The organism is Sorangium sp. So ce131, from assembly GCF_051519095.1.
GTDB lineage: Bacteria > Myxococcota_A > Polyangia > Polyangiales > Polyangiaceae > Sorangium.
The window spans coordinates 1,166,812-1,193,485 of sequence record NZ_CP150455.1 but is presented as its reverse complement, the minus strand read 5'-3'; the positions used below and the strand labels follow the sequence as shown (position 1 = coordinate 1,193,485).

Sequence of the window (26,674 nt, the reverse complement as noted above, 5' to 3'; positions counted from 1 at the left end):
TCACCGCGCGCGGGGCAGGGCGAAGGCTCTCGGAGGGCCGGGACCGAGCCTTCCTCGACAGGCGCCGATCACGTCAGAAGTCGAGGTACGGAAGCCCGCCGCCCGCGACGATCCGGTGGAGGAACATCCCCGTCCCGGCGGAGCCCGTCCCGTAATCGGTGGAGATGCGGAGGAGCTCCTCGCCGGGGAACGCGAGGCCTGACGGCCTCTCGAGCGCGAACAGCATCACCCTGTCGGCGAACCGGCGGGCCTCCTCTAGGTAGCTCGCCTCTTCGGTGCGACGGTGCATGTCCACGAAGAAGTTACCGAGCCCGGCCATGCCGGAGATGTTGGTGGGGAAGACGGTGTAATTTCCTGCGAGCTGACGGGCGATCTTCCGGGCCATCTCCAGGTACCGGCCGTCCCCCAGCGCCGCGTGGAAGCGCAGCGCGACCGCGCCGACCCCCGCGCCGCCGATGCGCCAGTAAGGATAGAACAGGCGGTCGTCGACCGAGCGCTTGAACTGCGCGTACCCCGGCCTCTCTTCCTCCGCGCTCGCGAGCTCGAAGTCGAGGAGCCCCCGCGCGACCTCGAGGTGCTCCTCACGCCCCGTCGCCCGGTAGAGCCGCAGCATGAAATAACCGATACCGGACGCGCCGTGCGCGAGGCCGTGATAGACGGCGTCGATGTTCTTGTAACAGGTTCCTCCCTTGTCCTGCTCCAGCTGCGGCTTGATGTGATCGAACGCGTCCACCGCGTTCCTGAGGTACTTCTCGTCACCGAGCTGCGAGAAGAAGAAGAGGTTCGCGAGCCCCCAGCCGGACGCCCCGTAGAACATGTCGGCGTTCTCGTAGAGGACGGGCGATTTCGCCGCCGCGTCCATCAGCGCCTCGGCCTCCCTCCGCATCCCGAGCTCCAGGAGCGTCCACGCGACCCCAGAGCTGCCGATGTAGAGCCCGGGCGCATACCGGTCATCGCCGATCGCCGACGCCTCGCGCACCAGCGCGTCGAGGAACACCCCGGGGACCTCCCCCCTCGTGCGCTTCAGGAAGAGCGCGACGCCAGACGCGCCATAGGCGACGCTCAGCGGATTCGTCATGGTGCGCCGGTAATCCGTGGGCAGAGCCAGCGGGTCGTCGCCGCGCTGGATCTGATCCACGATGTAGCTCCCGATCGAGTCGACGATCTTCCGGAGCTCGTCGTCGTTGCGGAGGGGCGGCAGCGGCTCGGGCGCCGCGATCCCCTCGAGGCTGCGCTCGGCCTCCGCGAGCAGCGCGTCCACCCGCTCCGGATGCTCGCCCACGCCGAGGGTGAGACGCACGAACGCCTCGGGGACGCCCCTCTCCCGCGCGAAATGCGCGAGCATCGCGGCCCGGCGCTCGGGCGCGAGCGAGAAGAAAGCCGTGACCGGGTACAGGAGCTCCCCGAGGACGCGGCTCAGGGCCCTGTAGTCGTCCGCGAACGTCGGCAGCCGATCCGTCCCCCTCGCCTCACCGAAGCCGGGCGTGTAAATGGGAATGAAGAGGCGCTCGGCGTCGCCCTGGGCGATGTAAGCGGCCTCGAAATCGATGAACTTGACCGTGCGCTGCTCCGGGTCGAACAGGATGTTCCGCGGCGAGACGTCCTGGATGACCACGCCGCGCTCGTGAATGACCCGCGCGCCGGCGATGATCTTCCTCGCCATCGTGAGGAACTCTTCACAGTAGGTCCGCACCTCGTCGGCGGTCGGCGACGCCACGAGGACGATGTTGGAGCGCCAGCGGGCGAAATAAGACGAGAGGGGCACGCCCGACACGAGCTCCATGGCCACGAAGCAGTGCTCCCACTCCTGGAAGAGCTCGATGGGCCTCGGAGCCACGCCCGTGCCCTCGAGGCGCCGGAGGACCCGATACTCGTTCCTCAGACAATCAACGGCGTCATAGGGAACTTTCCGCCCCCGGTTCACGAGCGGCCGCGCCTCCTTGACCACCACCTCGGTGTTCGTCTCGAGGTCGAGACACCGATAGATCCCGCCCTTGCTGGACGTACCCAGCGCCTCGGTCGCCTGGTACCTGCCCTTCAGGATGAGCTCGCCGTCTTCTTCCTCCGTGTCCGGGAACGGGTCGTCCATCCCTTCGGGCAAGGCGAAGTAGGGCAGCCGCTCGTCCGGGAGCAGCTGACCGTCGGCGGTCCGGAGAAGGACGACCGGCTCGCCGAGCGCGTTCACCCGCTGCGCCTTCCTGAAGCCGCCGTAGCGGTAGAAGAGCACCTTGCTGTCCTTGTAGCGCTTGTCGGACAGGATGTAGGGGCCGCGGAAGCCCTTCGTGGCCTCGTGGAGGCGCGCCATGAGCCGCTTGAGCTGCTCGACGTCGACAGGGTAGATGGTGATGAACTTCCCGCACGCGCCCCGGCCCCAGAACGTCGAGTTGCCGAAGTCGAGGATCTGCTCGTCGACGAGGACCTTGAACGAAACCCCCTCTTCCACGACGATCGGCACGACCGCCGCCAGCATGTCTCTCGCGCTCTCGTGCGTGGTCGACAGGTGGATCTTGAAGCCGGCGTCCGGCACCTGAAGCTTCGGCGGGTGGACCTCGCACCACGTGCCCTGGCCCTCGCCGACCGTCCACCCATCCGGCAGGAGGCCCCTCACCAGCTCCCTGAACTCTCCCCTCTCGGACCGGTACCTCTCCAGGCTCTCGTACCGCTCTGGATGAACGATGACGAAATCGACGATACGGTCCATCGCTCTTCTGTCAATGCCTAGCATGAGCCCTCATTGTAACGGTTGCGAGGAGACGACGCGACACGCCCTGGGACTGCCCCAACCTGGCTGCGAGAGGTGACCTCGTGAGGTCTCGGACCCTCGACGGAGAACGCCCCCCGCGACGAGACGCAGGATGCAGAAAAAAAGCAAAGTCATCTCCCGGACACGAGGTCCTGGGAGATGACTTTGCACCGGATCGACACCCCGAGGAGCGCCGATCGCCCTTTCACCACCTCACCTAACAGGCGAGGAGGCTCAGCACCGAGTTCGAACAGGTCGAGAGCAGGCTGAGGTTCGAGCCGCCACCACCACCGCCGCCGCCGCCGCCGGTGGTCGGGTTCTTCGTCGAGAGCTTCTGGAGCGACAGGATCTTCTTCATAATTGACCTCCTTTGGTCGAGGAGGGGTTCAGCAAGAGCGAGGCCAAGCCTCGACCGCCATTGCGAATCGGTCGGAGACGGCTCCAGGAGAGCGTCAATCACGACGACGTCGGAATATTACCACGATCATGGACGCCCAGGACTATCGTTGTAGAATCGTTTTAGCTCAAACCAAATGAAATCTATCTCGGCATAATTTGAGCTGCCAAATTGCCTCAGGGACGCGGTGGCAAAAATGACGGCCTGTAGCGCTATGCCACGGACTCAATGCTGAGCCCGCGTGCAGACGGCCCTGACCGAGCGTCGCGCGGCAACACGCGAACGCCACGGACGCGCGCCCCCTGCGCGTGACCTGCTAGGCTAGAGCAGGCCAATGCAGAGCTCAGACGAGGGGCGGCGCAGCCCCAGGCACCTCTCGCGTCTCTTCCGCCTCGCCCGCCCCGAGCTCGGGAGCCTCGCCCTCGGCGCCTTGTTCCTGGGCATCGGCAGCGTGGTGAGCCTGCTGATCCCCCAGGCGGTCCAGAGGATCATCGACGACGCGCTCGGGCCTGGCAAGGCCGCCGATACGATCGACAGGGCGGCGTTATGGCTGCTGCCCCTCATCGCGATCCAGTCCGTCGCGGTCGCGCTCCGCTACGTGTTGTTCGCCACCGCGGGCGAGCGCGTCGTCGCCCGGCTGCGGGCGCGCCTCTTCGAGCATGTCCTCCGGCAGGAGATGGCGTTCTTCGACGCCCACAGGACTGGGGAGCTGACGAGCCGCCTCGCGTCGGACACGACGGTGCTCCAGAACGCCGTCAGCGTCGATATTTCAATGGCGCTGCGCCTCGCCGCGTCGGTCGTGGGCGGCCTCGGGTTCCTCGTGTACACGTCCCCACGGCTCACGCTGCTGATGCTCTCGGTGATCCCTCCCGTGCTGCTCGGCGCGGTGATCTATGGCCGCAAGGTCCGCAAGCTCTCCCGCGACGTCCAGGATTCACTCGCGCGCTCCAGCGAGATCGCGGAGGAGGCGCTCTCGGGCGTCCGCACCGTGAGGGCGTTCGCCGCCGAGGAGCAGGAGGTGGCGCGTTATGCCGGCCAGGTCGCGGAGTCGTTCGAGCGCGCGCGGACGCGCGTCCGCGCCTCGGGGCTCTTCATGGGGGTGGTGACGTTCGCGGGCTACGCCGCCACGGCGCTCGTGCTCTGGTACGGCGGCCACCTCGTCGTGACCGGGACCATGACCGTCGGCAAGCTGACAGCGTTCCTCGTTTACACCCTCCTCGTCGCCTTCTCGCTCGCCGGCTTGAGTGATCTGTGGGCCGGCCTCATGCGGGCGCTCGGCGCCGCGGAGCGCGTCCTCGGCCTCCTCGATCGAGCGCCGGCCATGCCGCTCTCGGGCGGCCTCGAGCCGGCTTCCGTCCAGGGAACGCTGGAGCTCGATCGGGTCAGGTTCAGCTATCCCGCGCGCAAGGATACGCCCGTTCTCAGAGGCATTGATCTCTCCGTGCGGCCCGGGGAGGTCATTGCGCTGGTCGGCTCGTCCGGGGCGGGCAAATCGACGCTCGCGGCGCTGCTCCTGCGGCTCTACGATCCTGACGAGGGGCGCATTCTCCTCGACGGGCACGACCTCCGCACGTTGTCTCCGATCTGGCTCCGTCGGCAGATAGGCATCGTCGCGCAGGAGCCGATCCTCTTCGCCACCAGCGTCGCCGACAACATCCGTTATGGCCGGGAGGACGCCTCGGACGAGGAGGTCGAGGCCGCCGCGCGCGCGGCGAACGCGCACGATTTCGTCATGAGGTTCCCGGAGGGCTATCGGACGCTCGTGGGCGAGCGCGGGGTGCAGCTGTCCGGCGGGCAGAAGCAGCGCGTGGCCATCGCCCGCGCCGTGCTCAAGGACCCGCGCCTGCTCGTGCTCGACGAGGCGACGAGCGCGCTCGACACCGAGAGCGAGCACCTCGTGAAGGCGGCGCTCGACACCCTCATGAAGGGCCGCACGACGCTGATCATCGCCCACCGGCTCTCGACGGTGATGGGCGCCGACCGCGTGCTCGTCATGGACGGCGGCAAGATCGTGCAGAGCGGGGTCCACGCGGCGCTCGTCGCGCAGGACGGACTGTATCGACGGCTGGTCGAGCGTCAGTTCGTCAGCGCGTGAGCGCGGGCCGAGCCCCGCGCGGGGGCGCCACGGCGGTTCGCCCGGCGGGCCTCACGGCCGGCCCCCGCCGCGTCGTCAACGGCGCGCGCCCGGGAGAGCGCGCGGGTCAGCACCCCACGATGCGGATCTTCTTTCCTTCGTGCTCCACGTCGCGCACGAACAGCTTGTCTCCCCACGCGGGCTCCTTCCGCAGGTCGAACAGCACGAGCCACCCCTCGTCGAGCCCTGCGCGGTCGAGATAACGCGCCACCTGGTCGAGCGCCTCTCCCTCGGTCTCGGTGTCGCGACGGATCTTCACCTCGACGGCGTGGCGCTCGCTCCCCCAGAGGATCATCAGATCGAGCGCTCCCCGCCCCAGGCCATACTCGCGCTCGACACGCCCGCCCCCGTTGACCACGCGCTGCAGGAACGCCATCAGCATCAGGTGTGGACCGGCTTCCCGGTAGCCGAAGCCCTGGGCGGCGAGGTGGCCGTCCTTGCGCCAGAACGTCTGCCAGGCGGCCATCAGGCTGCGCATATCGAGCGATCCGTCCGGGCGGAGGTACCATGCGGTCGGCTGGTGCAGGCTGTGCTGCTGGACCCAGGTGAGCGCCCGCGGGATCACCTCGCGGTAGATGGGGTTGGCGACCACGTACTCGCCGCCCGCCACGCGGATGAGCCCCAGGCCGAGCACGTAGGCCACGTCGTCGTCGAGCACGTCCCCTGGCAGCCACCCGCCGATCAGCATCGGCTCGAGGATGCGGCGCACCCGCGGCTCGCGAAGGCGCGCGACCAGCGAGTCGATGTGCGAGCGGCGCTCGAGGATGATCGTCTCCTTGGCCGCGTCGACGTGGGCAGCGGTGACAGCGACACGGCGATCTTCGACGTCCCGGCCGACGATCTGGTCGGCGAGCGCGTTCGTCAGCCACGGGTGCCCTTGCCCGAGCTCCCAGATCCGCCGCACCGCCGCGGGCTCGAACTGCTGTCCTGTGGCCGCCGTGTGCTGCTCGAGCAGCTCGGTGACCTCGGCCTCGGTGAAGAGCCCGAGCGTCGCCGCCTCCGCCGTGATGTTGAACGGCGATGTCGTCCCCAGCCACGAGACGGCTCGCCGGTCCTCGGCGCTGACCGCGTAGTCGCGCACCTGGCGCTGGCCGATCAGCACCACGCTTGATGGGAACGGCGTGCGGCTCCGGTCGATGTAGCCTTGCCGGAGCTGGGTCAGGAACGAGATCATCGCCGGTCCGACAAGCCCGTCGGCCTCGTCCACGAGCACACAGAGCGGCCTCGGGCTGCGCGCGGCGAGGTCGCGCAGGTAACGCAAGATGAAGTTGGCCGCCGGCTCGATGCTCCGGGCCTCGCCCGCTGGCCGGCCGAGCTCGGGCAGGTCGCGATCGACCGCGGTGTCCAGGGAGTACAGCACGGCCTCGAAGGCCTTCGAGGGGTCGGGCTGCTCTCGGGCGGTCTGGACATCAACCCACGTGGCGAGGAAGCGCCCCCCGCCGTTGAGGTGCTCGACGAGCCAGCGGGCGCTGGTGGTCTTCCCCGTCTGGCGACCGGCGTGAAACGTGAAGTACTTGTGATCTTCGATGAGGCGCATCACGCGCGCGAGGCGCCGCTCGGGCGGGAGCATGTAGTGGTCGCCCGGAACACACGGACCGGCGGTGTTGAACGAGGGCCTCACGCGCGAAGCGTAGCGGCGGGGTCGGTGCCGCTGCAAGTCGGCCGACCCCTGATGCGGGGCGCGATCGGCGCGCGGCGCTTGCGGCTCAGTACCAGCGCGGCGTCCCGCAATCGACGTGCAGGTGGTCCCGGTGGCTCGCGTCGAAGTCCGGTCCGAGCACGCGCGAGGCGGCTCCCTCGGCGCGGAGCCGCCAGGTGATGCTCCTGAGGAAGCGCCCCTCGCGGGTGCTCGGCTCCGCCCCGCGCAGCACGTAATCGCGCAGCACGCTCACCGGGCGCCCGCGCTTCGGGGAGAAGCGCGCGATATCGAAGGCATTGCCGAACGAATGCTCGCTGAGGCCCTCGCTCCACGGGCGCATCCGGCCGCGCACCTCCCGGCAGGCATAACTCCCCAGCGTGCTGACGCGGGCGATCGGCGAGCCGAGGTGCGCTTCCGCCTCTTCCTGGATCACGCGCTCGATATCGGCGAGCCGGAGCGCGAGGGAGCAGTCGATCTGCAGCGGCGGCGAATAGGTGATCCCTGTCGGCCCGCGCGTCAGCAGCACGCCGTGGGGAATGCCGCATCCCTTCTTGTTCGGCTTCTCGGTGTCGGCCATCGCCTGGAAGCGCGCGCCCGCGCGCTTCAGCGCGTCGCGGCAATCCGCGCCCGCCGCGGCGGCGATGTGGTTCCACTGGCGCTGCGCGCGCGGCGGCCGCTCGCGGAGGCCGGCGGCCTCGGTCAGCTGCTCCACCCAGGAGCCCGCCCCCGCCGGTGCGGCCGTCGGCGGGGCTGTCGGCAGCGCCGCGGGCGCCGCGCCGGCCAGCGCGGGCGCCCCGACGGCAGCGCCGGGCACCTCGCCGGCGGCAGGCTCATCGCTGACGGCAGGCGCCTCGCCGGCGGCGGGCGCTTCGCCTGCAGCCGCAGGCGCCTCGCCCACGAGGGCGGGCGGCGTCGCGAGCGCGGCGGCGCCGAGCTCCGCGAGGGTCGCGCCGCCATGAGAGCAGGACAGCGCGGAGATCACCGCCGCTGCAGTGAGCCCCGGAAGGAAGCGTGCGTGCACATCGATGTGCCTACCGCAGCGCGCGACCCGCGCAAGAGGAGCCCTCTTCTCGCGGCGTTCTCCCCCACAGAGGCCGCTCGTTCGCCAGATTCAGCCCTCCCGCGCGTCTCCTCCGTCGGCGCTGCCGCCGTCGCGGCTCCCTTCCGGCGCCGGGGTCCCCCGGAGCAGGAGCAGCCCGGCCAGGGACACCAGCATCCCGGCGATCGTCGCGCTCCACGGCACCGCTTGCTCCAGCGCGCCCTGCGCCCACGCCGGATCGAAGTAGAGCAGCGACACCACGACGCCGTTGCTCAGCGCGTGCAGGACGGCCCCGGCCAGCACGGACCCGGTGCGGTGGCGCGTGTAGCCGAGCGCGAGGCCGAGCAGGAACGTCGGCAGCAGCCGGTGCACGGAGCCGTGGGCGAGGCCGAACAGGAGCGCCGACACGACGATCGCCGCCGCGGGCCCGGCGCGGCGCAGCCCCGCGTAGACGAGGCCGCGGAACAGGAGCTCCTCGCAGACGGCCGGCGTCACGGCGACGAGCAGCAGGACGACCAGGTACGGCTTGCCGCCGAGCAGCACGAGCTCGCCGAGCTCGCGGGCCAGGGGCTCCGGCGCCGGGAACCACCGGAGCACGGTGCCCCCGAGCGCAGCCCACCCGGACACCCCGACGAGCACCGCCCCGCAGAGGCCGCGGACCGAGACCGGCCGCAGGCCGAGCGTCTCGCGCGGCGAGTAGCCGAAGCCCAGCACCAGCGAGAGCGTCGGGAGCAGGAAGAAGCCGAGCTGCGAGGCCGCGACCTGCGCCGCCACGCTCGCGCGGTCGATGAGCAGGCTGCCGTAGAAGAAGAGCACCTGGACGCCCGCGAACGCCGCCAGCGAGAAGCCGGCGGACGGCACCCCGCCGGCCCGCCGCCCGAGGCCCAGCACCGACGCCGCCGACTCGTGGCCGCCGCCGAGCAGCACGTTCTCGCGCTCGAACACGCGCGCGGCGAACAGCAGCGCAAGGCAGGCGTAGAGCCCCGAGGAGATGAGCGCCGCGAGCAGCAGATCGGCCGGCGCCTCCCCGAGGAAGAGGGCCTTGATCAGCACCGCGATGTTGAGGACCGGGGCGTACGCCGTCCACGGGCTCAGCTCGACCATCGGCAGGGCCGTGATGCCGGCGAGCAGCGACAGCGGCAGGTACGCCGGCATGAGCGCGTTCTGGCCGTCCTTGAAGTCCTTCGCGAACACGGCGAGCGCGAGGAACAGCGCCGAGAACAGGAAGGTGACCGGCACGAGCAGCACGAACGTGAGCGCGAACACCGCCGGATCAACGACCACCACGTCGGGCAGCAGGCGCCCCACCGTGAGCGACAGGCTCACCACGTTGCCGAGCGCGGTGAGCAGGGAGATGGTCCACACGGCCAGGAACTTGCCCGAGATGATCTCGAGCGATCGCACGGGCGCGCACAGGAGCGTCTGCATCGTGCCGCGCTCCTTCTCGCCCGCGGTGAGGTCGATCGCGGGCAGGAAGCTGCCGAGCAGCGACATCAGGATGAGCATCATCGGCATCATCGAGCCGAGGATCTGCCCGACCTTGCGGCTGTCGGGCGCGACGTCGCGCGGCACGACGTCGTAGGCGACGGAGAACCCCGCGGGCAGGCCGCGCTCCGCCTCGCGCGCCGCGACGATCTCCCTGCGCGCGCGCCCGAGGGCCGCGTCGAGGCGCGCCTCTGCGGTCGCCGAGTCGGCGCGGACCGAGTCGAAGTAGATCGCGACGGCCCCTCGCCCGCCCTGCGCGAGCGTGGCCTCGAGCGACGGCCACGGCACGAGCACCGCGTCGACCTGCCGCGCGCTCACCGCGGCGCGCGCCGCGGCGAGCACGGGGTTCTCCGGCTCGGTCCACCTCGGCCGCCGGCCCTTTTCGCCGTCGTCGCCCGGCGGCGCCTCGTCGCCCGCGCCGGGCTCCGCCTCCGCCGCCGGCTCCTCCGGCGGCGCGAGCGCCCCCGAGAGGAGGCCCTCGCGCACCTCGGGCGGCGCGCCCTCCCACGGCGCGAGCTCGATCTTCTTCCCGGCCGACTCGAGCCGCTCTCGCAGCCCGCCCGCGAGCTCTCCCCACACCGCGACCCTGGACGCGCGCGCCTCGCGCGCCGCCGCCTCGGAGCCGACGATCTTGCTCATCCCGAGCGCGAAGAGCGGGTAGAGGAGGATGGGGAGGACGACGAGGCGCACGAGCGTGCGCCGATCCCGGAGCGACTCCAGGAGCTCCTTGCGGAGGATCGTCCAGACGATGGCGGGCCTCACGGCGCCTCGCGTCGGGGGGGCGAGCCGGGCGCCGCGCCGGCGCGCTCCGGGCCTTGCCGCGGGCGGCTCCGCGCCACGTGGTGGAGGAAGGCGTCGGTCAGGTTCGTGGTGCCCGCCCGCTCGAGGAGCTCGGGCAGGGTGCCGGCGTCGACGACGCGCCCCTCGTGCATGAGGGCGATGCGATCGCAGAGGTACTCCGCCTCGCCCATGATGTGCGTCGAGAAGAGGATGGCCCTGCCCGCGGCGCGCTCGCGCCGGATCGACTCGACGATGAAGCGGCCGCTGATCACGTCGAGCGCGGTCGTCGGCTCGTCGAGGATGAGCACCTCGGGCTCGTGGAGGAACGCGCGGGCGATGTTCGCGCGCTGCCTCTGCCCTGCGGAGAGCGTGCTGCACGGCCGCGAGGCGAACGCCTCCATCTCGAGGTCGGCGACGAGCGCGTCGATCCGGCGCGAGAGCGCCGCCTCCTCCATGCTGTACAGCCGGCCGAAGTACCGGAGCACCTCCCGGGGCGTGAGCCGCTGGTAGAGCTGGGTGTCCCCGGAGAGGAAGCCGAGGCGCTGCTTCGCCTCGAGCGGCCTCGCCGCGAGGTCGACCCCGCCGACGAGCACGCGCCCCCCGGTCGGCGACAGGATGCCGGCGAGCATCCGCAGCGTCGTGGTCTTGCCCGCGCCGTTCGGCCCGAGGAGCCCGACCACCTCCCCCGGGTGCACGGAGAGGTCGAGCCCGTCCACGGCCGCGAGATCGCCGTAGCGCTTCACGAGCCGCTCGGCCAGGAGTGCTGGACGCATGGGGCACGTCTATTCGGTCCGCGGCGGGGCGCAAAGCGCCGGGCCCTCCCTGTGCGGCGGGCTGAGCTGACCGCCGCGGAGAGCACCTCCGGCGCCCCTGCCGAGGCCGTACGCCCCCCGGCCGCCTCCCGTCCTGGCTGCTTTGTGTCGAGGCGCCTCGACGTAGGCCGTGGAACCCCTAGAGTGCTTCCATGTCGTCGCCGACGAGCGCGTCTCCGATGCCCTACCGCAACCGCACCACCACCGAGCCGGTCCAGTGCCCCTGCGGCCATGGCCGTGATCACTACATGGTAAGCGCCGAGGCCGAGTACCGCTTCCTGGGGTACATCCAGCTGGCGTTCGGGATCTCGGCGCGGCCGACGAAGGTGCAGTACCGGTGTCGCCGCTGCGATGTGGTGTTCGCCACGACGACCGATCCCGCGGTCCTCGACAAGCACTACTGACGCCGCGCCGCCCGGCGCGACCTCGCGCTCACCGACGGCTGTGTCCGCTCGTTCGGCGCCCCCTATGGCATACTCGTCGTCCATGCGACGAAGATTTCTCGTGACGTGGGTCGCGATGCTCGGCTCGACGGCCGTCGCGGCCGGCTTCCTGGGCGCGGCCTGCTCGCCGGAGGAGCGCTCGTTCAGCAGCAGCAGCGGCAGCACCGGCGTCGTCGTCGGCAGCAGCAGCAGCGCGGCGACGACCTCCGGCGGGACCGGCGGCGGCGGGGGCTCCGGGACCGGCGGCGACGAGGCCGGCGGCGGGGGAGGCTCGCCCGACGCCTCCACGCCTCCGCCGAGCCCGCCGGAGGTCGTCGCCTCGGGCCTCGACGAGCCGTACTCCATCGCGGTCGACGACCAGAGCGTCTTCATCCTCTCTGCGGCCACGCTGCTGCGCTGTCCGCTCGCAGGCTGCCCGGAGCCGGTGCTGCTCGCCGAGGGGCTCGCGCCGCCGGCGGCCGCGTTCTCGCCTCCCTATCTCGTCTCGGTGGATCTCAACTTCGTGCACTGGCTGGCTTCCCGCCGCGGCAGCATGGCGCGCAGCTATTTCAGGTGCCCGGCCGCCGGCTGCGTCGGCGACGTACCGAGAGAGGTGTGGGAGCCGCTCAACGGCACGCCAACCCAGATTCAGGTGGGTGACGACGGCGTCGTGCGCATCTCGGAGAAATTCGATGTTTACGAGTGCGACAGCAGCACGTGCACGCGGATTCCCTGCGTCCACGCGGACTCGATCCGCTCGTTCGTCATGGATGGGACGACGGTCTACTGGTCCCACACCACCGATCCCGGAGGGGTCTATTTCTGCAATACGAGCGACTCCACCGCCGCGATCCAGCTCCACGCCGAGCCGGGCGCCGCGATGGCCATCCAGGGCGACACTCATTACGTGATGAGCGTGGCCAAGGGCTCCATCTTCTCGTGCAAGAAGGCCGGATGCGGCGGCAGCCCGGCGGCCTTCGTGGAAGGAGAGCAAGCGTTGACGAGCATGGCCGTGGGCCCCACGGGCGTGTACTGGACCGCGGCCGGCGACGAATCGAGGGCAAACGGCGCGGTCAAGATGTGCCCGCTGGACGGGTGCGGCGCCGGTCCTCGGATCATCGCGTCCGGCCAGGCGCGTCCGACGAGCATCCGTCTCCGGAACGGGTTCGTGTACTGGGCGAACCGCGGCGTGCCAGGGACCCCGATGTCGGGCGGGATCGTGCGCGCGGGCCTCTGACGCAGGGCCTCGCCGCCGAGCCACGTCGAGGTGGCGCTCGGGCGGGACGTTCGCCGCCGACGCCGACGGATGGGCCGCGCTGCTCCTTGACGATGCCGCCCTGCCTCATAGAATTGCCGGACACGTGCCGGCCGTCATTCACGTCGAGGTCACAGAAGTCAGGCAGAATCTGCCGGTCTGGCTGGAGCGCGTCAGGGGCGGAGAAGAGGTGGCCATCGTCGATCACGGTCGCGTGATGGCGCGCCTCGTTCCACCGCTTGATCGGCGCGCGGAAGCTCGGCGTGCCCTTGAGGAGCTCCGAGGTCGCGCCCGCGTGGGAGATGTGGAATCCCCCGTGGGAGAGGCATGGAGCGCAGCGGATGATCCTCCTTGACACGTGCGCCATCCTCTACGACGCCCTGTCGCCGGACAGGCTGAGCGTCGCCGCGCGTGACGCGATCGAGCGCGCTGACGCATCCGGCGCGCTCGCCTGCTGTGACATCTCCCTCTGGGAAATTGCGATGCTGGTCGATCGCGGGCGCATCGACCCCGGAACGGACGTGGCGAGCTTTCTCGACTTGGTGCTGGCAGCTCGCTCGATTCAGGTGCTTCCGATCACGCCTGCCATCGCGGTGCTCTCCGTGTCGTTGGGACTGCACGGGGATCCCGCAGACCGGCTGATCGCCGCGACGGCCGTACACCACGGCGCGGCGCTCCTGACCTCGGACCAGCGCCTCCGGGAGGCACCTCGGATCCAGACCGTGTGGTGACCGGCTGCGCTCGGGCGCCGGACCAGCGCCCGTTGTCCTCCGGCCTCGCGGCGCCACGGCGGGCCGAAGCGCCGCGCGTTCACCTTCGGGCGAGCAGAACGGGGCGCCCGCCAGCCAGCCGGCGCCGTCGCGCGGCGGCCTCCCCGCGCGCAGGCCGCAAGAACCCCTCGCGGCGCGCCGCGTTTCAGGACACCTTCCCCGGCCTCGCCATGCATCCCCCTCGCATCCCCTCCCCCGCTCCTTCCATGCGCGCAACCCAGAGCGCCCGGCCGGACGCCGCCGTCGCCTGCGGCCGAGGGGCGCCATGAAGGGGCGCGTCCTCATCGTCGCCGGCTCCGACTCGGGCGGCGGCGCCGGGATCCAGGCCGACCTCAAGGCGGTCACCGCGCTGGGCGCGTACGGCGCGACGGCGATCACCGCGCTCACCGCGCAGAACACCCGCGGCGTCGCCGGCGTGTTCCCGGTCCCGCCCGACTTCATCGCCCGCCAGATGGAGCTCGTGCTCGACGACATCGGCGCGGACGCGATCAAGACCGGGATGCTCCACTCCGCCGAGGTGATCGAGGAGGTCGCGCGCGTCTGCGAGCGCCTCGGCCGCGGCGCCCCGCTCGTCGTCGACCCCGTCATGGTCGCGAAGGGCGGCGCGCGGCTGCTCCAGCCCGACGCGGAGGGCGCCCTGCGCGCCCGGCTCCTGCCGCTCGCCGCGCTGCTCACGCCGAACATCCCCGAGGCCGAGGCGCTCACCGGCACGGTCATCGACAGCGTGGACGCCATGCGCCGCGCGGCCGCGACGCTGCTCTCCATGGGGCCGCGCGCCGTGCTGCTGAAGGGAGGCCACCTCCCGGGCGCGGCGGTCGTCGACGTCCTCCACACGGCCCCGGAGCCCGGCCCTGCCGGAGCGCCCGGGGGCGAGCACCTGTTCGAGGACACGCGCATCGAGACGCGCGCGACCCACGGCACGGGCTGCACGCTCGCCTCGGCGATCGCGGCCGGCCTCGCCCAGGGCCTCCCCCTCGTCCCCGCGATCGCGCGCGCGCGGCGCTACCTCCGCGAGGCGATACGCTCCGCGCCCGGGCTGGGCCACGGCCACGGCCCGCTGAACCACGCCCACACGGCGCGGCCGTTCTCCTGAACAGCGCGCGCGGCTGTGGACGCCGCGCGCCGCCGCGGGGCCGGCCCCCTGCGCGCCGACGGCTCGGCCCGGCGCCGCCGCGCTCTCGGCCGCACGCCGCGCCGTTTTCGGCCGTGCGCAGCGCCGCTCTCGGCCGCGCGCAGCGCCGCTTTCGGCCTCGCGCCGCGCCGGCGAACGCCCCGGCCGCGCCGCCGATGAAACGACTCGTTGCGCCCGGGGCTCGAATGGACGACCCTGCGCGCAGACCGTAGCGGCGAGCCGGCGCGTCAGCTCCCGCGCCGGTTCGGAGCTCTTCCTCACCCTTCGTGCGCCCGTGGCCGTGACCAAAGATCCCCTCCCTCCCATCGACGTCGGAACGGTCATCAACGACCGGTACGAGGTCCTGAAGAGCATCGGCAAAGGCGGCATGGGCGAGGTGTTCTTGGCCTTCGATCGCCTGACGCAGCAGCAGGTTGCGCTCAAGGTCGTGCCGGAGGCCTCCGCCATGCCGGGCGACGACGAGGCGCTGCGGCAGGAGGTGATCCTCGCCCAGAAGGCGCGCCACCCGAACGTCTGCCGCGTGCACGACCTCGCGCCGAGCCCGTGGGGGCCCATCCTCGTGATGGAGTACATCCCCGGGCAGACGCTCCACAACCACATCCGCAAGCGCAAGACGTCCGGCGGGTTCACCGCCGACGAGTTCCGCAAGATCTCGACCGACGTCTGCGCGGGGCTCGCCGCCATCCACCAGCAGGGGCTCGTCCACGGCGACCTGAAGCCCGGCAACGTGATGGTCGCCGAGGACCGCGCCGTCATCCTCGACTTCGGTTTCGCCAAGGAGCGCGCGCGCGCGGCCGTGCGCAAGCCGGGCGCGCCGCCGGACGGCGGCACCCCGCACTACATGTCGCCCGAGCGGCTGCGCAGCGGCGGCGCGAGCCCGGAAGACGACGTCTACGCCGCGGCCCTGACGCTCTGGGAGATGTGGACCTGCCGCGTCCCCGAGCCCGGTTACAAGCCGCGGCTCAAGACGATGAAGCAGCAGATCACGTTCGACGTGCCCGCGGCGCTGACGAACGACGAGATCCGGCAGATCTTCCGCGCGCTGAACCCGGATCCGCAGATGCGCCCGCAGGCGCGTCACATGCGGTTCTTCAACCCGACGCAGACCACGACCGCGCCGATCCAGCTGCCGCGCGAGCGCATCGATCCCGGCCCGGCCCCCGGGCGGGCCATCAAGACGCAGTTCACCCCTGGCGCGCAGTCGCTGCTCATCACCTACGCCACGAACGCGCCCGAGAGCGTCGGCATCCTCTTCCCTCTGCAGAAGCCGGTGCTCTCGATCGGCCGCCGCAGCGATCAGGACCTCGTCCTCGCCGAGGCGACCGTCTCCGGATCCCACGCGCTGCTCCGGTGGCAGACGGGCTCCTGGCTCGTCGAGGATCTGAACAGCACGAACGGCACGTACGCGGACTTCCCGTTCGAGCGCAAGGCGCAGGTCTCGCTGCTCCACGGGGCCGAGGTGCAGCTCGGCGAGTGCCGCCTCATGGTGGTGACGTTCGGCCACGACTCCCCGCACCACGACAAGGCGCGGCGTTACCTCGCGCGGCGCGACGGCCTCACGGGGCTGCTCGTGCGCGAGCACCTGATGAAGGCCATCGACGAGGACGGCTTCTTCGCCGAGTGGGCCGAGGTGCCGATGCAGATCGCGCGCTTCGAGCTCCGCGGCCAGAACGGCCTCGTGAGCCTTCGCCCGACGATCCTCGAGATGCTGGCCCTGCGGAAGGCCGCGCTGCAGGTCGTCGACCTGACCCAGACGCTCCTCTTGAGCCTGACGCCGGCCGCGGCCGGGCGCACCGGCCCGCTCACGTTCGTCGTCTCGATCGTGGGGCCCAACCTGGACGAGGCGCAGCACGTGGTCGAGCAGGTCGTCGCGCAGGTCCAGGGCACGTTGCCCGAGACGCTCGAGCTGACCGCCACGCTCGTGAAGTGCGAGCCCGGCCGCCCCGCCCGCACGTTGATCGACTGAGGACGCGCCGCGCGTGGGCGTGGGCGACGTCCGATGCAGGTCGAGCCGCGCGGGGACGCCGAGGATGCTCTCCGCACGTCGAGCCGCGCGGGCGCGCGGCGACCACGGGAGACGCGCGGCGCACGTCGAGCCCGCGCCGCAACCTTGCGGCGCTCGCGCGCTCGCCGGCGCCGCCCTGTGGCCGCGGCGCAATCACGCGGCTGTGCGGGGCAGCGTTCCGGGCCCTGCCCGCGCGAAACGCCTACTGGGAAACGCCGCTGCAGGCGTCGCTCGGGGCCGCCGTCGGGTCGAGCACCACCTCGCCCGCCGACTTCCGCACGTCGATCTCGCCCTGCCAGATGAGCTCGGCGCTGCCCTGCGCGTCGACGACGTCGCGCAGCAGCCGCACGAAGACCTTGCCCGGAGAGACCTCCGGGATCGCCACCGCGAAGTCGAACGTACAGACCGAGTCGCACCTGCGGCTCGTCGCGTCAGGCTCGTCCCGCTCGGTGATCTCGTAAATGCTGTCGATGCGCTCCACGTGCATCGCGCGCTGCCCACAGCAGTTCAGGAGCAGCCGGCTGTCCGCGATCTTCAGGGACGCGCTCGCGCGATCGTACTGCCAGCGCAGCACCTCGGCGCCGCAGTAGCTCTCCTCCCCCTCGAGGACGAGCCGCCGCTCCGGATCCACGAACCCCCCGGCCTCGCTCACGCTCCCCGTCTGCGCCGGCTCCGCCTCCAAGCACGCGCCCAGAAGAAGCATCGCTCCCATGGTCGCAAACGCCGAACAGACCCCCACGTACTTCATGGCCCTACATCTTCCTTGCTGTGCGCCCACGGCCGATGCTCCGCCCCGGTTCGGCGAGCTTTCGCCACCTGTCGCACCCGACATGTCCCCGCGGCATCAAGTCTCTGACTTGGCTCCACGCAGGTGCATGGGCCGCGTGCGTGCCGCACATTCAGGCAGCTACACGCATAGTGGACTGGAATATATTCGGCTGGTTTCAGCCTGTCCAGGTAAAAGTAGTAGAGGCGGCGCGGCTATCCGCGTTCATCCGACCTTTCCGACCTTGGACGTCAGGGTCGGTCAAGCTGCTCCGCTGTCTTCTACCTGTCCCACGGCGGGATGCCTGGTCCGCCGTCACTGTTTTCCTCTGAGGACATTGTACCTGGTTCTGGACAGGGTGGCGCGAAAATTGTGGTCACCTTGCAGCGACGGTCGCGCTGCGGCGGCGCCGCGGGCCCTGCGTTTGGCAGCCAGCACCGGCGGAGGTCTCGTCCAGGACGACCGCGCCCGCCGTCTCGTCGAGGTCGAGGGAGCCGCTCCAGATCACGGTCGGGCTGCCCTGTCGATCGACCACGTCGCGCAGCAGCTTCACGTAGATCTCCCCCCGCGGGACGCCCTGCACGCCGACCGAGAGGTCGAAGGCGCACTGCTCGCTGCAGCGACCTTCCTCGACGTCCGGCTCGTCCCGCTCGGTGATCTCGACCAGGCTGTCGATCCGCTCCACATGGATCGCCCGCCGCCCGCAGCAGTCGAGCATCAGGCGGGCGTCGGCGAGCCGGAGCGTCGACGCGGGCTCGTCGTAGTGCCAGCGCAGCACCTCGGCGCTGCAGTACCGCCCGCCCTCGGACGTGGCGAGCCGGTGCTCCGGATCCTGGAAGCCCCCCTGCTCGCTGATCCTCGTCTCCTGAACCGCTGCCGCCGAGCTGCAGCCGCCCGCGCACAGGGTCCCGGCCATCGCGATCGCGGTCCAGATGCGGCTCGACACCATGCTCTTCTCCCTACGTCTCCTGGTCTGACTGACCGGGGCGGTCACGTTGCAAATCGCTCGCCAGCCCGCCCCTGGGCAGTCCGGAGGCTAATCGCGACCGACGCAGCGGGCCAAACAAGCGGTCGATGCGCGCGCTGCCCCGTCGGCCGTCACGCCCCGGGTCGACCCACCGGAGCGCGCACGAAATACCCACCGCTAGAGACGTCTCTGGACGGAAGAAGTTGCAGGCGCAGGAGCACCGTTTGCGTCAGTTCTTCGCCTCGACGGCCTTGCCAGGCGGCAACGGATCCCAGCGCAGCGAGTCGCCGAGCAGGTTGGAGATGCGCTTCGGGCGCTGGCCGTCGACGCGCATGATGTAGAGCCCTGGCCCCTCGCCGGAGGTGCGGGTGGAGAAGAATGCCACGAGGCGCCCATCCGGGCTGCACGCGGGGTACCCGTTCCTGCCCTGCCCCTGGGTCAGGCGCGCCAGGCCGCCGCCCGTCTCCCCGGAGACGACGAGGTCCGTGTTCTTGCCGGCGCCCACGGCGAAGACCGCCTTCACGCCGTCGGGGTGGTTGCAGAACGTGGGCGCGGACGCCCAGAGCCCGTCCGGGGAGATCGCCTTGCCGCCCACGTAGATGCGCTGTCCGTACTTGCCCTCGCCCGAGAAGGCGAGCTTGCCGGTCGGCGTGAACGCCGGGTGGAGCGCCATCCCGACCTCGGACGCCGGCTTGATGTTCTGGAAGTCGGGGCCCGAGAACAGCCGGATCGTCGACCCCACCCCGATGCTGAGCGCCACCTGGGAGCGATCCTTCGAGAAGGCGATGCCGTAGACCGAGCCCTTCACGGGCAGCGTGACCGGATTGCCCCCCAGCGTGACGATCTTGTACTCGTCGCCCTTCGCGCTCGCGGCGTAATAGAGTTGCTCGTTCTTCCCGAACGCGGGGGCGATGGCGGTCTGCTCGGGCGGAGAGACCGCCCGGGCGTCGTGGCCGTCGGCGTCGATCGTGTAGACGCGGCGGAGCGTGCCCGAGCCGGAGGCGAACGTCATGTGGCTGGCGAAGCCGCCGTTCTGGCCGGTGAGGGCGCCGATCAGCTGATCGGCCACCCGGTGGGACTCGAAGCGCACGTCGCGGAGGGGCACGATGAACTTCTTGTCGAACACCGGGGCCTGCCCGCGGTTCACCAGGAACGCCTGGCCGACGAGCTCGGCCTTGTCGGCGCCGAGCTTCTTGCCGCGCACGCTCACGACCGCCTCGACGCCCTTCGACGACCACGCCTTCACGTCCACCGGGCTGTCCGAGAGGTACAGGCCCTCGGGCGCGGCGCTCTCGGGCAGCACCTCGAACTCGCCGCAGAGCTCGAGATCGCGTCGGACCACGCTGTGGACCGTCACGTCCTCGGGGTCGGAGACGAGCGACGGGAGCACGCCGATCTTCGGGAGCGGGCGCGAGGCGCCGGCCACGACCGTGATGTGGCCGAGCAGCTCGTCGGGGTTCGGCGGCGGCGCGGCCGCCGGCGCCTGGGCGGGTGCGGGGGGAGCAGCGAGCGCGGCGGCGGCGAGCGCCAGGGCGCCGAGGGTCATTCGGGCTAGTCGCATGTGGTCTCTCTACAGACGAACGTGACGCTGACCTGCTTCTGCCCGAGATCGGGATAGTTCTCGGGTGGCGGCGGCAGCGCCTGCCCCTTCGCGCCCTCGAGCGTCGCGCGCGCGGCCGCGTCGAAGATGGGGTTGCCGCTGGGCGTCAGCGTGTAGCTCACCATCTGCCCGTCGGACAGGACGATCACCGCGCGCGGCTTGTGCTTCACCAGCTCCTCGGGCGGGAGCCCCGAGCCGTTCACGCGGAACCTGCTCGAGAACCAGCCCGCGATGCGGGCGAGGTACAGGTCCACCGCGCGCGCCTTGAGCGGATCGGTCTCCGTGCCCTCGGCCACGCCGTCCGAGTGGCCCTCCTGGGCCACGTTGGCGGGCGGACCGGCGTCGGTGGGCGCGATCTCGGTGTCGACCTGCTTCGCGACCTCGGCGTCGGGCGGCGGCGGCGTGGTGCCCGCGTCCGCGACCTTCACGTCCTCCTTCGGGATGTCCTCGACCGTCTTGCCCGCCTTCGGCGACGCGAACGCCTTCTGCTCGACGCGCGGCTTGGGCGTCTGGCGCACCCAGCGATCGGGCAGCTTCAGCCGGTCCTTCTTGCCGCCCAGCTTGAGCAGCGGCGTGTCGAGGTCCAGCACCGGGACGACCTTCACCGGCACGCTCGGTCCCTTGTCGATCTCCGGCGCGGCCGCCGGGCGGGAGAGGTCCGCGATGGTGATCGCCACCGCGGCGCCCGCCTGCACGGCCACCGCGATCGCCACCGCGATCGCGATGTCCCGGGGGCGGAAGTCGCTCGTCGGCCTGGGCCGCTCCCTCGGGCCCGCCGCCGGCGCGCGCGCCGGCGCCGCGCTCACGGCGCCGCTCCGCCGGGCCGCGCCGCGCCGCCGGCCTTGGGGTCACCCTCCGGCTCGATCTCCGGCTCGACGAGCAGGTTCAGCCCCTCGACGCCGGCCGACCGCGCGGCCGCGACGACCCGCGCCACCGCGCCGTAGCGGGCGTTCTTGTCGGCGCGGATGTAGAGCTCCTTCTCCTTCTGCACGCGCGCGTTCGAGGCCAGGACGCCCTCGATGTCCGCCGTCGCGTCGTCCTCGCCGAAGAGGATCTTCTCTTCCTTCGTGACGGTCACGACGAGCTTCGTGTCCTTCGTCGGCGCCTCCTCGGCGGCGACGTTCGGCAGCTCCACCCGGAGCCCGGCCGTGAGCAGGGGGGCGGTGACCATGAACACCACGAGGAGCACCAGCATCACGTCCACGAGCGGCGTGACGTTGATCTCGCTGAAGCCCCCGCCCCGCCGCTTGCGGCCTCCGCCGCCCGACATGCCCATGGCGATCCCTCAGCTGCGCGGCATCACCGGCGTGGGCCGGTCGCTCGTCCGCTGGAGCGCCAGCGGGATGGTGTCCTGCGTTCCCCGCGCGGAGAGCGACGCGATCTCCACCCAGCCCTCGCTCGCGGCCTCGAGCGCCGCGAGCAGGTCGTCGATGCGCTTGTTCAGCGCGTTGTACGCGATGACGGCGGGGATCGCGGCGAACAGGCCGATCGCCGTCGCGATGAGCGCCTCGCCGATCGCCGGGGCGACGACGGGCAGCGACGCGCTCTTCTGCTGACCGATGCGGAGGAACGCGTCCATGATCCCGTAGACCGTGCCGAACAGGCCGATGAACGGCGACGCCGCCGCGATCGACGAGAGCGTCGGCATGAGCGCGCTCGCCCGCTGCGACTCGGTCACGATCGCCCGCTTCGCGATCGAGTCGAGCAGCCGGCTGCCCCCGACGCGGCGGCTGAGCTCCAGCACGACGCGGGCGCCCGGCGCGTCCGCGTGCCGCTGCGCGAGCGCGAACAGCTGCTCGGACGAGTGCGCCTGCGCCGACTCCTGCTCGAACCGCGCCTCCAGGGAGGAGAGCCGCGACAGCTGGAGGATCTTGAGGACGGCGATCACCCAGACGAGCACGGCCGCGAGGACCAGCGACCAGACGACCACGAAGACAGGACCGGAAGCGTGGAGGACCAGGGAGACGGGATCGAGCTTGATCGGGACCGCGGTCGCCGCCTCGGGGGCGCTCTGCAGGAAGGCCATATCGATCTCTTCGTTCAGGGGATCCGCGCGCGCGGTCCCCTGGTCAGTGCGGGCTGTGGCCGCGGCCCCCTCTGCTGCCCGGAAGCACCGGCCGTGGCCCTCTCTTCACATCGTCCGACACCCCGGGCGCGCGCGGCGCGCGCGGCGCTCACTCGGCCAGCAGGATGTCGACCTTCCGGTCCCGCGCCCAGCCCTCTTCGTCCGTGCCCGACGCCTCGAACTCGCCCTTCGACGAGGTGGCGATCCGGCCCTGCTCCAGGCCCTTCGTGCCGAGGTACTCCGCGACGCTGCCGGCGCGCTTCTGGCCGAGCGCGAGGTTGTACTCCGTCTCGCCCCGCGGATCGGCGTGGCCGATGAGCTTCAGCCCCTTGCCCTTGAGCGGACCCGAGACGAAGCAGCGCGCGAGCGCGTCGAGCGCCGTCGCCGCCTCGCCCTCGATGGAGGTCGAGTCGAACGCGAAGCGGGCGGTCGGCAAGTCGCCGCAGGCCTTGAGGATCTTGTCGTCGATGCGGATCGAGCCGCTCGTCGGCTTCGCCGTGTCCTGCTTCGGGGCGGGCGCGGCGGTCGGCGCCGGCGGAGGAGGAGGCGCGACGTCGCCGGCGGTGTTCGCCGGGGGCGGCGGATCCGAGCCGCAACCTGCCGCGAGGACGGCGAGCGGCGCCGAGACCACGAGGAGCAACGCAGGCAGTTTTGTCATGGGCATGGCGTTACCACGCCGGGGGTCGCGTTGCAGCATTTTGAGCGGCCCCGGGCGAGCCGACGCGCCGGGAGGTCGGGCATTCCTGATAAAGTTCACCGATGCTTCGCCTGGCCAGGGGCCGCAACCGATTGGAGCACCAACGATCCCGCCTGCCCCGCGCCGCCCGGGCCGGGGCGACCGCGGCCTGGGCGCTCGGCGCGGCGGCGGCCGCGATCGCCGCGCCGGGCGCGGCGCGGGCCGAGGCGCCGGTGCAGCGCACGTTCTTCCAGCTGCCGTCCTCGAACGGCTTCGGCGCGGTGCTGCTCGACCTCGGCCGAGCCCGGCTCACCCACTTCCGCGAGCACCTGTTCGCCACCGAGGAGCCGCTGCTCGACGCGCGCGGCGAGGAGGTCTGGGTCGGCAACCAGCCGCAGGCCGTGCACACGCGCGACCTGCTCTACGACGCGTATTTCGGGCTGCGCTCCGGCGGCGGGCAGCGGTGGCTGACCGGGGTCCCCGTCGACCTCGACGCGAGCGGCTACGCCGGCTGGACCGACGGCGCGCGCGGCGGCACCGGCGTGGTCACGATGGTGCAACGCGTCGGCGACCTCGAGTGCGCGCAGTACTTCTTCGCGCCGCAGGGCCTCGGCCAGGCCGGCTTCGTGATGGCGATGCGGGTCGAGAACCGTGGCGCCGAGGCGGCGGAGGGCGTGTCGGCCTTCTCGCTGCACAACTTCCACCTCGGCTTCGGGCGCCCGGGCGTGATGAGCGACATCGGCGAGTCGGGCGAGACGATCGTCTACGACGGGAGCGCCGGCCGGCGCGACTTCCTCGAGCGCGCCTTCGCGGGCGTGGTCGTGGCGCGCGCCCTCGATCCGGTCGCGCGCCACGGCGCCTCGAGCGCGGGCAGCCCGCCGGAGCTCAACGTCTACCGGATCGTCGAGGACGGCGGCGCCGTCGACCTGCCGGACCTCGACGGGAGCGCGCCGACCGCCGACGGCTCGGTGAGCGCGTTCCAGTGGGATCTCGGCCGCATCGGCCCGGGCGAGCGGCGGTGGGTCGGCGTGGCGTTCGTGCACCACGGCGATCCGTCGCTCGACGCGGCCCCGCTCGTGCAGAGCGCCCTCGACGGCTACCTCGGGGGGCGGGGCGCGGCGGAGGTGGTCGCGGGCGAGCTCGACGTGTACCGCGCGTTCCAGGGCGCGCTCCGGGTGCCGCCGACGGCGACGCCCGAGGAGACGGCGTTGCTCCGGCAGTCGGCCGTGATGCTCCGGATGGCGCAGTCCCGCGAGGGCCGCTTCTTCCTGCGCGAGCACCTGACCCGGGACGGCGAGCCGCGCGCCACGCGCTTCGGCGCGACGCTCGGCGGCGATCGCGCCGCGCTCCCGGCCACGATCGCGCACCGCGGCCGCGGCGCCGTGATCGCGAGCCTGCCGCCGGGCGAGTGGACGGTCGCGTGGATCCGCGACGGCGCCTACGCCGCCGCGGCGATGGCCGCGCTCGGCATGCAGGCCGAGGCGCGCGACGCGCTGAGCTATTACCTCGACGCGGAGGCGGGCCGCTTCCAGGGCTGGAGCGAGCTCGCCTCGTACGACATGCCCCCGTACCAGATGAGCCTGGTGCGCTACCACGGCTTCGGGGTGGAGGAGACCGACTTCAACGATTTCGGCCCGAACCTGGAGTTCGACGGGTTCGGCCTGTTCCTCTGGGCGCTCGGCCGTTACGAGGAGCTCACCGGCGACACGGGCTTCGTGGACGAGCACTGGGGCGCCACGTCGGCGAAGGTCGCCGATGCGATCGTCGCGCTGATCGATCCGGACACCGGGCTTGTCCGGAAGGATTCGTCGATCTGGGAGACCCACTGGCACGGCCGCGAGAGATCGTTCGCGTACACGAGCATCACCGCGGCGCGCGGCCTCTGCGATGCCGCGGCGATCGTCGCGCGGCGCGGCGAGGCCGACCGCGCCGCGCGGTACCGCGGCGCCGCGGAGCGGCTGCGCGCCGCGATCGCCGCGCGGCTCACCGACACGTCGGGCGCGCTCGCGTCGAGCCTGGAGGAGCTCGCCTCGGGCGAGGGCTACTGGGACGCGGCCGTGCTCGAGGGGATCGCGATGGGCCTGTTCGATCCGCGCGGCCGCATCGCCGCGGCCACGCTCGCCGGGCTCGACGAGCACCTGCGCACCCCCGCCGGCGCGGGGTGGTCCCGGAACGATGATCGCGCCGACCACGCCGGCGCGGACGACCTGAGCCCGTGGGGCAGCGAGTACGACAGCGCCGAGTGGGTCGTGACCGATCTGCGCGGCGCGGTCGCGGCACAGCTCATGGGGGACGGGGCGCGCGCCGATCGGCTGCTCCGGTGGGTGCTCGACCAGTCGGCCGCGAACTACCTCGCGATCGCGGAGACGTACGACGAGACGAGCGGCAGGTACAAGTTCAACGCGCCCATGATCGGGTTCGGCGCAGGCGTCTACGCGCTGGCGCTCGCGGCGCGCGACGGCGTGGCCGTCGGGCCGGCCTGCGGCGCGTACTTCGACGAGGGCGCCGGGAGCGGCGGCGCGGGAGGCGCGGGCGGCGCCGGTGGCGCGAGCGGCCATGGCGGCGCGGGGGGTGCGGGCGGCGCCGGTGGCGCGAGCGGCCATGGCGGCGCGGGCGGCGTGGGCGGCGCGAGCGGCCATGGTGGCGCGGGCGGCGATGGCGGCGCGGGCGGCACCGGTGGCGCGGGCGCGACGGGCGGCGATGGCGGCGCCGGTGGTGCGGGCGGCAGCGGAGGCTCCCGCGAAGCCGCCGGCTGCGGTTGCCGGCTTGCGCCCGCAGAGGGCGCGGTCCCCTCGTCGCTGCTCGCGGCCGCGCTCGTCGCGGCCGGCGTCGCGCGGCGGCGGCGCGGGATCACGCGGCGCTGACGTCCGCCGGCCGCGCGCGGTGCGGCTACTCCGTGGCTTCCTCGCGCGGCCGCACTGCGGGGGCGGCTTTCGGCGGGCGCTCGGCCACCGCAGCGGCCAGCGCATCGGCGAGCGACACCGGCGGCGGGGGCCGCGGCGCCTCGAGCGCGGGCGGCGCGGGCGGCGCAGGCGGCGGCGCGGGCGCCGTCGACGGCCGGCGCGCCGAGCGCGCGCGGTCGCCGGCAACGGAGGCGCCCCGGCCGCCCGGCTTCACCTCGGCGCGCGGGCGCGGCGCCGCAGCGGCCTCGCTGGACCGAGCGCTTCCTGCCACGAGCTCGGGCGCCGGCGCCTCGGGCGCCGGCGCCTCGGGCGCCGGCGCCTCGGGCGCGCGCGGCGATGGGGCGGCGCGGCCCTGCGCCTCGCCCGGCGCTTTCACGCTGCGCGCGAGCTCCCCCACCGGAGCGAGGCCGCGCTGCGCGTCTGGCAGCACGGCGCTCCCGGTCGCGCGCGCGCGCGCGCGCGACCGGTGACCGGCGACCAGCGCGAGCACCACCGCGAGCGCCAGCGCGCCGGCCGCGGACGCCGCGAGGAGCACGCGCAGGCGGGGCGCCCGGCGCGCGCGCGGCGGCGCGGCGATCGGCGCGAGCGCGTCGTACACCCGCAGCACGTCGCTCACGCTGGGCGGGGCGTCGACGGCGACCAGCGGCGCCGGCGCGCCCGCCGCGTGGTTCCGGGCGGGGAGCGTCGCGAGGAACGATTTCAGCGCGAGCGACCGGAGGTCGATCATCGTGGGGTCCTCGTCGTCGCGCGGCGCCGGGGGTCTGCTCGGCCCCGGGAGATCCGGCGCGGGGACCACGGGCGCGCGCTCCTCGACGCCCGCCGGCGGCCCGGCCGCGCCCCTCCCGTGCGCGCGCAGCGTCGTGCCGCAAGCCCAGCACGCGCGCGCGCCCCCGCCGCGCGCGTCGCCTGAAACGCTGGTGACGATCCCGCAGACTTCGCAGTAGACGTCCATGAGCCCCCCGGCAGGCCTCGCCGCCTGGCAGCGCCGAGAACCCACCACCTCAAATGTGATTCGAATTACAATTCGAGCATGGCGTGCCCGAGGCGATCACGCACGTGGTCTCGACGAGGCTGCGACGGGGAC

General features: G+C 72.3%; 21 protein-coding genes. 7 read left to right on the top strand and 14 right to left on the bottom strand.

The window, feature by feature from the left end:
• Positions 1-73: 73 nt before the first annotated feature.
• Both lanKC and WMF43_RS04425 read right to left on the bottom strand, forming a co-directional pair.
• A complete protein-coding gene (gene lanKC, locus WMF43_RS04430; RefSeq protein WP_437677684.1) occupies positions 74-2,701 on the bottom strand; it encodes a class III lanthionine synthetase LanKC in 2,628 nt (875 codons plus the stop codon).
• A 259-nt stretch (positions 2,702-2,960) separates the two neighbouring features.
• Positions 2,961-3,101, bottom strand: coding sequence for a SapB/AmfS family lanthipeptide (locus tag WMF43_RS04425; RefSeq protein ID WP_437677683.1), 141 nt, complete (start codon positions 3,099-3,101; stop codon positions 2,961-2,963).
• A 373-nt stretch (positions 3,102-3,474) separates the two neighbouring features.
• Here WMF43_RS04425 and WMF43_RS04420 point away from each other — a divergent pair, with 373 nt between their 5' ends.
• Positions 3,475-5,235, top strand: coding sequence for an ABC transporter ATP-binding protein (locus WMF43_RS04420; RefSeq protein ID WP_437677682.1), 1,761 nt, complete (start codon positions 3,475-3,477; stop codon positions 5,233-5,235).
• Positions 5,236-5,341: 106 nt separating this feature from the next.
• Here the strand turns inward: WMF43_RS04420 and WMF43_RS04415 are convergent, their stop codons facing one another.
• The 4 genes from WMF43_RS04415 to WMF43_RS04400 all read right to left on the bottom strand — a co-directional run bounded on the left by WMF43_RS04415 (position 5,342) and on the right by WMF43_RS04400 (position 10,990).
• On the bottom strand, positions 5,342-6,895 hold the full coding sequence (locus WMF43_RS04415; protein ID WP_437677681.1) for an AAA family ATPase: 1,554 nt from the start codon (positions 6,893-6,895) through the stop codon (positions 5,342-5,344).
• Positions 6,896-6,980: 85 nt separating this feature from the next.
• Positions 6,981-7,934 carry an extensin-like domain-containing protein gene (locus WMF43_RS04410; RefSeq protein ID WP_437677680.1) on the bottom strand — a complete coding sequence of 318 codons (954 nt, stop codon included), beginning with the start codon at positions 7,932-7,934 and terminating at the stop codon, positions 6,981-6,983.
• Between the two features lie 90 nt (positions 7,935-8,024).
• Entirely contained in the window at positions 8,025-10,199 is a 2,175-nt protein-coding gene (locus WMF43_RS04405; RefSeq protein WP_437677679.1) for an ABC transporter permease subunit/CPBP intramembrane protease, read from the bottom strand.
• Positions 10,196-10,990: an ABC transporter ATP-binding protein gene (locus WMF43_RS04400; RefSeq protein ID WP_437677678.1), complete on the bottom strand. Its 795-nt coding sequence runs from the start codon at positions 10,988-10,990 to the stop codon at positions 10,196-10,198. Before WMF43_RS04400 ends, WMF43_RS04405 begins: the two co-directional genes overlap by 4 nt.
• 191 nt (positions 10,991-11,181) lie before the next feature.
• Between WMF43_RS04400 and WMF43_RS04395 the strand changes: the two genes are divergently transcribed.
• The 5 genes from WMF43_RS04395 (at position 11,182) to WMF43_RS04375 (ending at position 16,574) form a co-directional block, all read left to right on the top strand.
• On the top strand, positions 11,182-11,433 hold the full coding sequence (locus WMF43_RS04395; RefSeq protein WP_437677677.1) for a hypothetical protein: 252 nt from the start codon (positions 11,182-11,184) through the stop codon (positions 11,431-11,433).
• 82 nt (positions 11,434-11,515) lie between these two features.
• A complete protein-coding gene (locus tag WMF43_RS04390) occupies positions 11,516-12,688 on the top strand; it encodes a hypothetical protein (RefSeq protein WP_437677676.1) in 1,173 nt (390 codons plus the stop codon).
• Between the two features lie 359 nt (positions 12,689-13,047).
• Entirely contained in the window at positions 13,048-13,437 is a 390-nt protein-coding gene (locus tag WMF43_RS04385) for a type II toxin-antitoxin system VapC family toxin (protein WP_437677675.1), read from the top strand.
• A 304-nt stretch (positions 13,438-13,741) separates the two neighbouring features.
• Entirely contained in the window at positions 13,742-14,569 is an 828-nt protein-coding gene (thiD, locus tag WMF43_RS04380) for a bifunctional hydroxymethylpyrimidine kinase/phosphomethylpyrimidine kinase (protein ID WP_437677674.1), read from the top strand.
• Positions 14,570-14,888: 319 nt separating this feature from the next.
• Positions 14,889-16,574, top strand: coding sequence for a protein kinase domain-containing protein (locus WMF43_RS04375; RefSeq protein ID WP_437677673.1), 1,686 nt, complete (start codon positions 14,889-14,891; stop codon positions 16,572-16,574).
• A gap of 241 nt (positions 16,575-16,815) precedes the next feature.
• Here the strand turns inward: WMF43_RS04375 and WMF43_RS04370 are convergent, their stop codons facing one another.
• The 7 genes from WMF43_RS04370 to WMF43_RS04340 form a co-directional block, all read right to left on the bottom strand.
• Complete coding sequence (locus tag WMF43_RS04370) at positions 16,816-17,316, bottom strand: hypothetical protein (protein WP_437677672.1); 501 nt, start codon at positions 17,314-17,316, stop codon at positions 16,816-16,818.
• 439 nt (positions 17,317-17,755) lie between these two features.
• The gene (locus tag WMF43_RS04365) at positions 17,756-18,328 is read right to left on the bottom strand and encodes a hypothetical protein (RefSeq protein ID WP_437677671.1); all 573 of its coding nucleotides are present in this window, start codon (positions 18,326-18,328) and stop codon (positions 17,756-17,758) included.
• Positions 18,329-18,575: 247 nt separating this feature from the next.
• Positions 18,576-19,907, bottom strand: a complete 1,332-nt coding sequence (locus WMF43_RS04360; RefSeq protein ID WP_437677670.1) for a tolB protein — start codon at positions 19,905-19,907, stop codon at positions 18,576-18,578.
• Positions 19,898-20,752, bottom strand: a complete 855-nt coding sequence (locus WMF43_RS04355; protein WP_437677669.1) for a TonB C-terminal domain-containing protein — start codon at positions 20,750-20,752, stop codon at positions 19,898-19,900. Before WMF43_RS04355 ends, WMF43_RS04360 begins: the two co-directional genes overlap by 10 nt.
• Positions 20,749-21,222 carry a biopolymer transporter ExbD gene (locus WMF43_RS04350; RefSeq protein WP_437677668.1) on the bottom strand — a complete coding sequence of 158 codons (474 nt, stop codon included), beginning with the start codon at positions 21,220-21,222 and terminating at the stop codon, positions 20,749-20,751. The genes WMF43_RS04355 and WMF43_RS04350 overlap by 4 nt, the downstream gene beginning before the upstream one ends.
• Before the next feature lie 9 nt (positions 21,223-21,231).
• On the bottom strand, positions 21,232-21,972 hold the full coding sequence (locus tag WMF43_RS04345) for a MotA/TolQ/ExbB proton channel family protein (RefSeq protein WP_437677667.1): 741 nt from the start codon (positions 21,970-21,972) through the stop codon (positions 21,232-21,234).
• 148 nt (positions 21,973-22,120) lie between these two features.
• The gene (locus WMF43_RS04340) at positions 22,121-22,669 is read right to left on the bottom strand and encodes an OmpA family protein (RefSeq protein WP_437677666.1); all 549 of its coding nucleotides are present in this window, start codon (positions 22,667-22,669) and stop codon (positions 22,121-22,123) included.
• Positions 22,670-22,800: 131 nt separating this feature from the next.
• Between WMF43_RS04340 and WMF43_RS04335 the strand changes: the two genes are divergently transcribed.
• Positions 22,801-25,551, top strand: a complete 2,751-nt coding sequence (locus WMF43_RS04335) for a glycoside hydrolase family 15 protein (RefSeq protein ID WP_437677665.1) — start codon at positions 22,801-22,803, stop codon at positions 25,549-25,551.
• Between the two features lie 25 nt (positions 25,552-25,576).
• Here WMF43_RS04335 and WMF43_RS04330 read toward each other — a convergent pair whose 3' ends face one another.
• Entirely contained in the window at positions 25,577-26,587 is a 1,011-nt protein-coding gene (locus tag WMF43_RS04330; protein ID WP_437677664.1) for a hypothetical protein, read from the bottom strand.
• Between the last annotated feature and the right edge of the window lie 87 nt (positions 26,588-26,674).

Excerpts from the sequence above, each read along its gene's own strand:
- lanKC (WP_437677684.1), bottom strand. The coding sequence starts at position 2,701 with ATGGACCGTATCGTCGATTTCGTCATCGTTCATCCAGAGCGGTACGAG.
- WMF43_RS04425 (WP_437677683.1), bottom strand. The coding sequence starts at position 3,101 with ATGAAGAAGATCCTGTCGCTCCAGAAGCTCTCGACGAAGAACCCGACC.
- WMF43_RS04420 (WP_437677682.1), top strand. The coding sequence starts at position 3,475 with ATGCAGAGCTCAGACGAGGGGCGGCGCAGCCCCAGGCACCTCTCGCGT.
- WMF43_RS04400 (WP_437677678.1), bottom strand. The coding sequence starts at position 10,990 with ATGCGTCCAGCACTCCTGGCCGAGCGGCTCGTGAAGCGCTACGGCGAT.
- WMF43_RS04395 (WP_437677677.1), top strand. The coding sequence starts at position 11,182 with ATGTCGTCGCCGACGAGCGCGTCTCCGATGCCCTACCGCAACCGCACC.
- WMF43_RS04390 (WP_437677676.1), top strand. The coding sequence starts at position 11,516 with ATGCGACGAAGATTTCTCGTGACGTGGGTCGCGATGCTCGGCTCGACG.
- WMF43_RS04385 (WP_437677675.1), top strand. The coding sequence starts at position 13,048 with ATGATCCTCCTTGACACGTGCGCCATCCTCTACGACGCCCTGTCGCCG.
- thiD (WP_437677674.1), top strand. The coding sequence starts at position 13,742 with ATGAAGGGGCGCGTCCTCATCGTCGCCGGCTCCGACTCGGGCGGCGGC.
- WMF43_RS04370 (WP_437677672.1), bottom strand. The coding sequence starts at position 17,316 with ATGCTTCTTCTGGGCGCGTGCTTGGAGGCGGAGCCGGCGCAGACGGGG.
- WMF43_RS04365 (WP_437677671.1), bottom strand. The coding sequence starts at position 18,328 with ATGGTGTCGAGCCGCATCTGGACCGCGATCGCGATGGCCGGGACCCTG.
- WMF43_RS04360 (WP_437677670.1), bottom strand. The coding sequence starts at position 19,907 with ATGCGACTAGCCCGAATGACCCTCGGCGCCCTGGCGCTCGCCGCCGCC.
- WMF43_RS04350 (WP_437677668.1), bottom strand. The coding sequence starts at position 21,222 with ATGGGCATGTCGGGCGGCGGAGGCCGCAAGCGGCGGGGCGGGGGCTTC.
- WMF43_RS04345 (WP_437677667.1), bottom strand. The coding sequence starts at position 21,972 with ATGGCCTTCCTGCAGAGCGCCCCCGAGGCGGCGACCGCGGTCCCGATC.
- WMF43_RS04340 (WP_437677666.1), bottom strand. The coding sequence starts at position 22,669 with ATGACAAAACTGCCTGCGTTGCTCCTCGTGGTCTCGGCGCCGCTCGCC.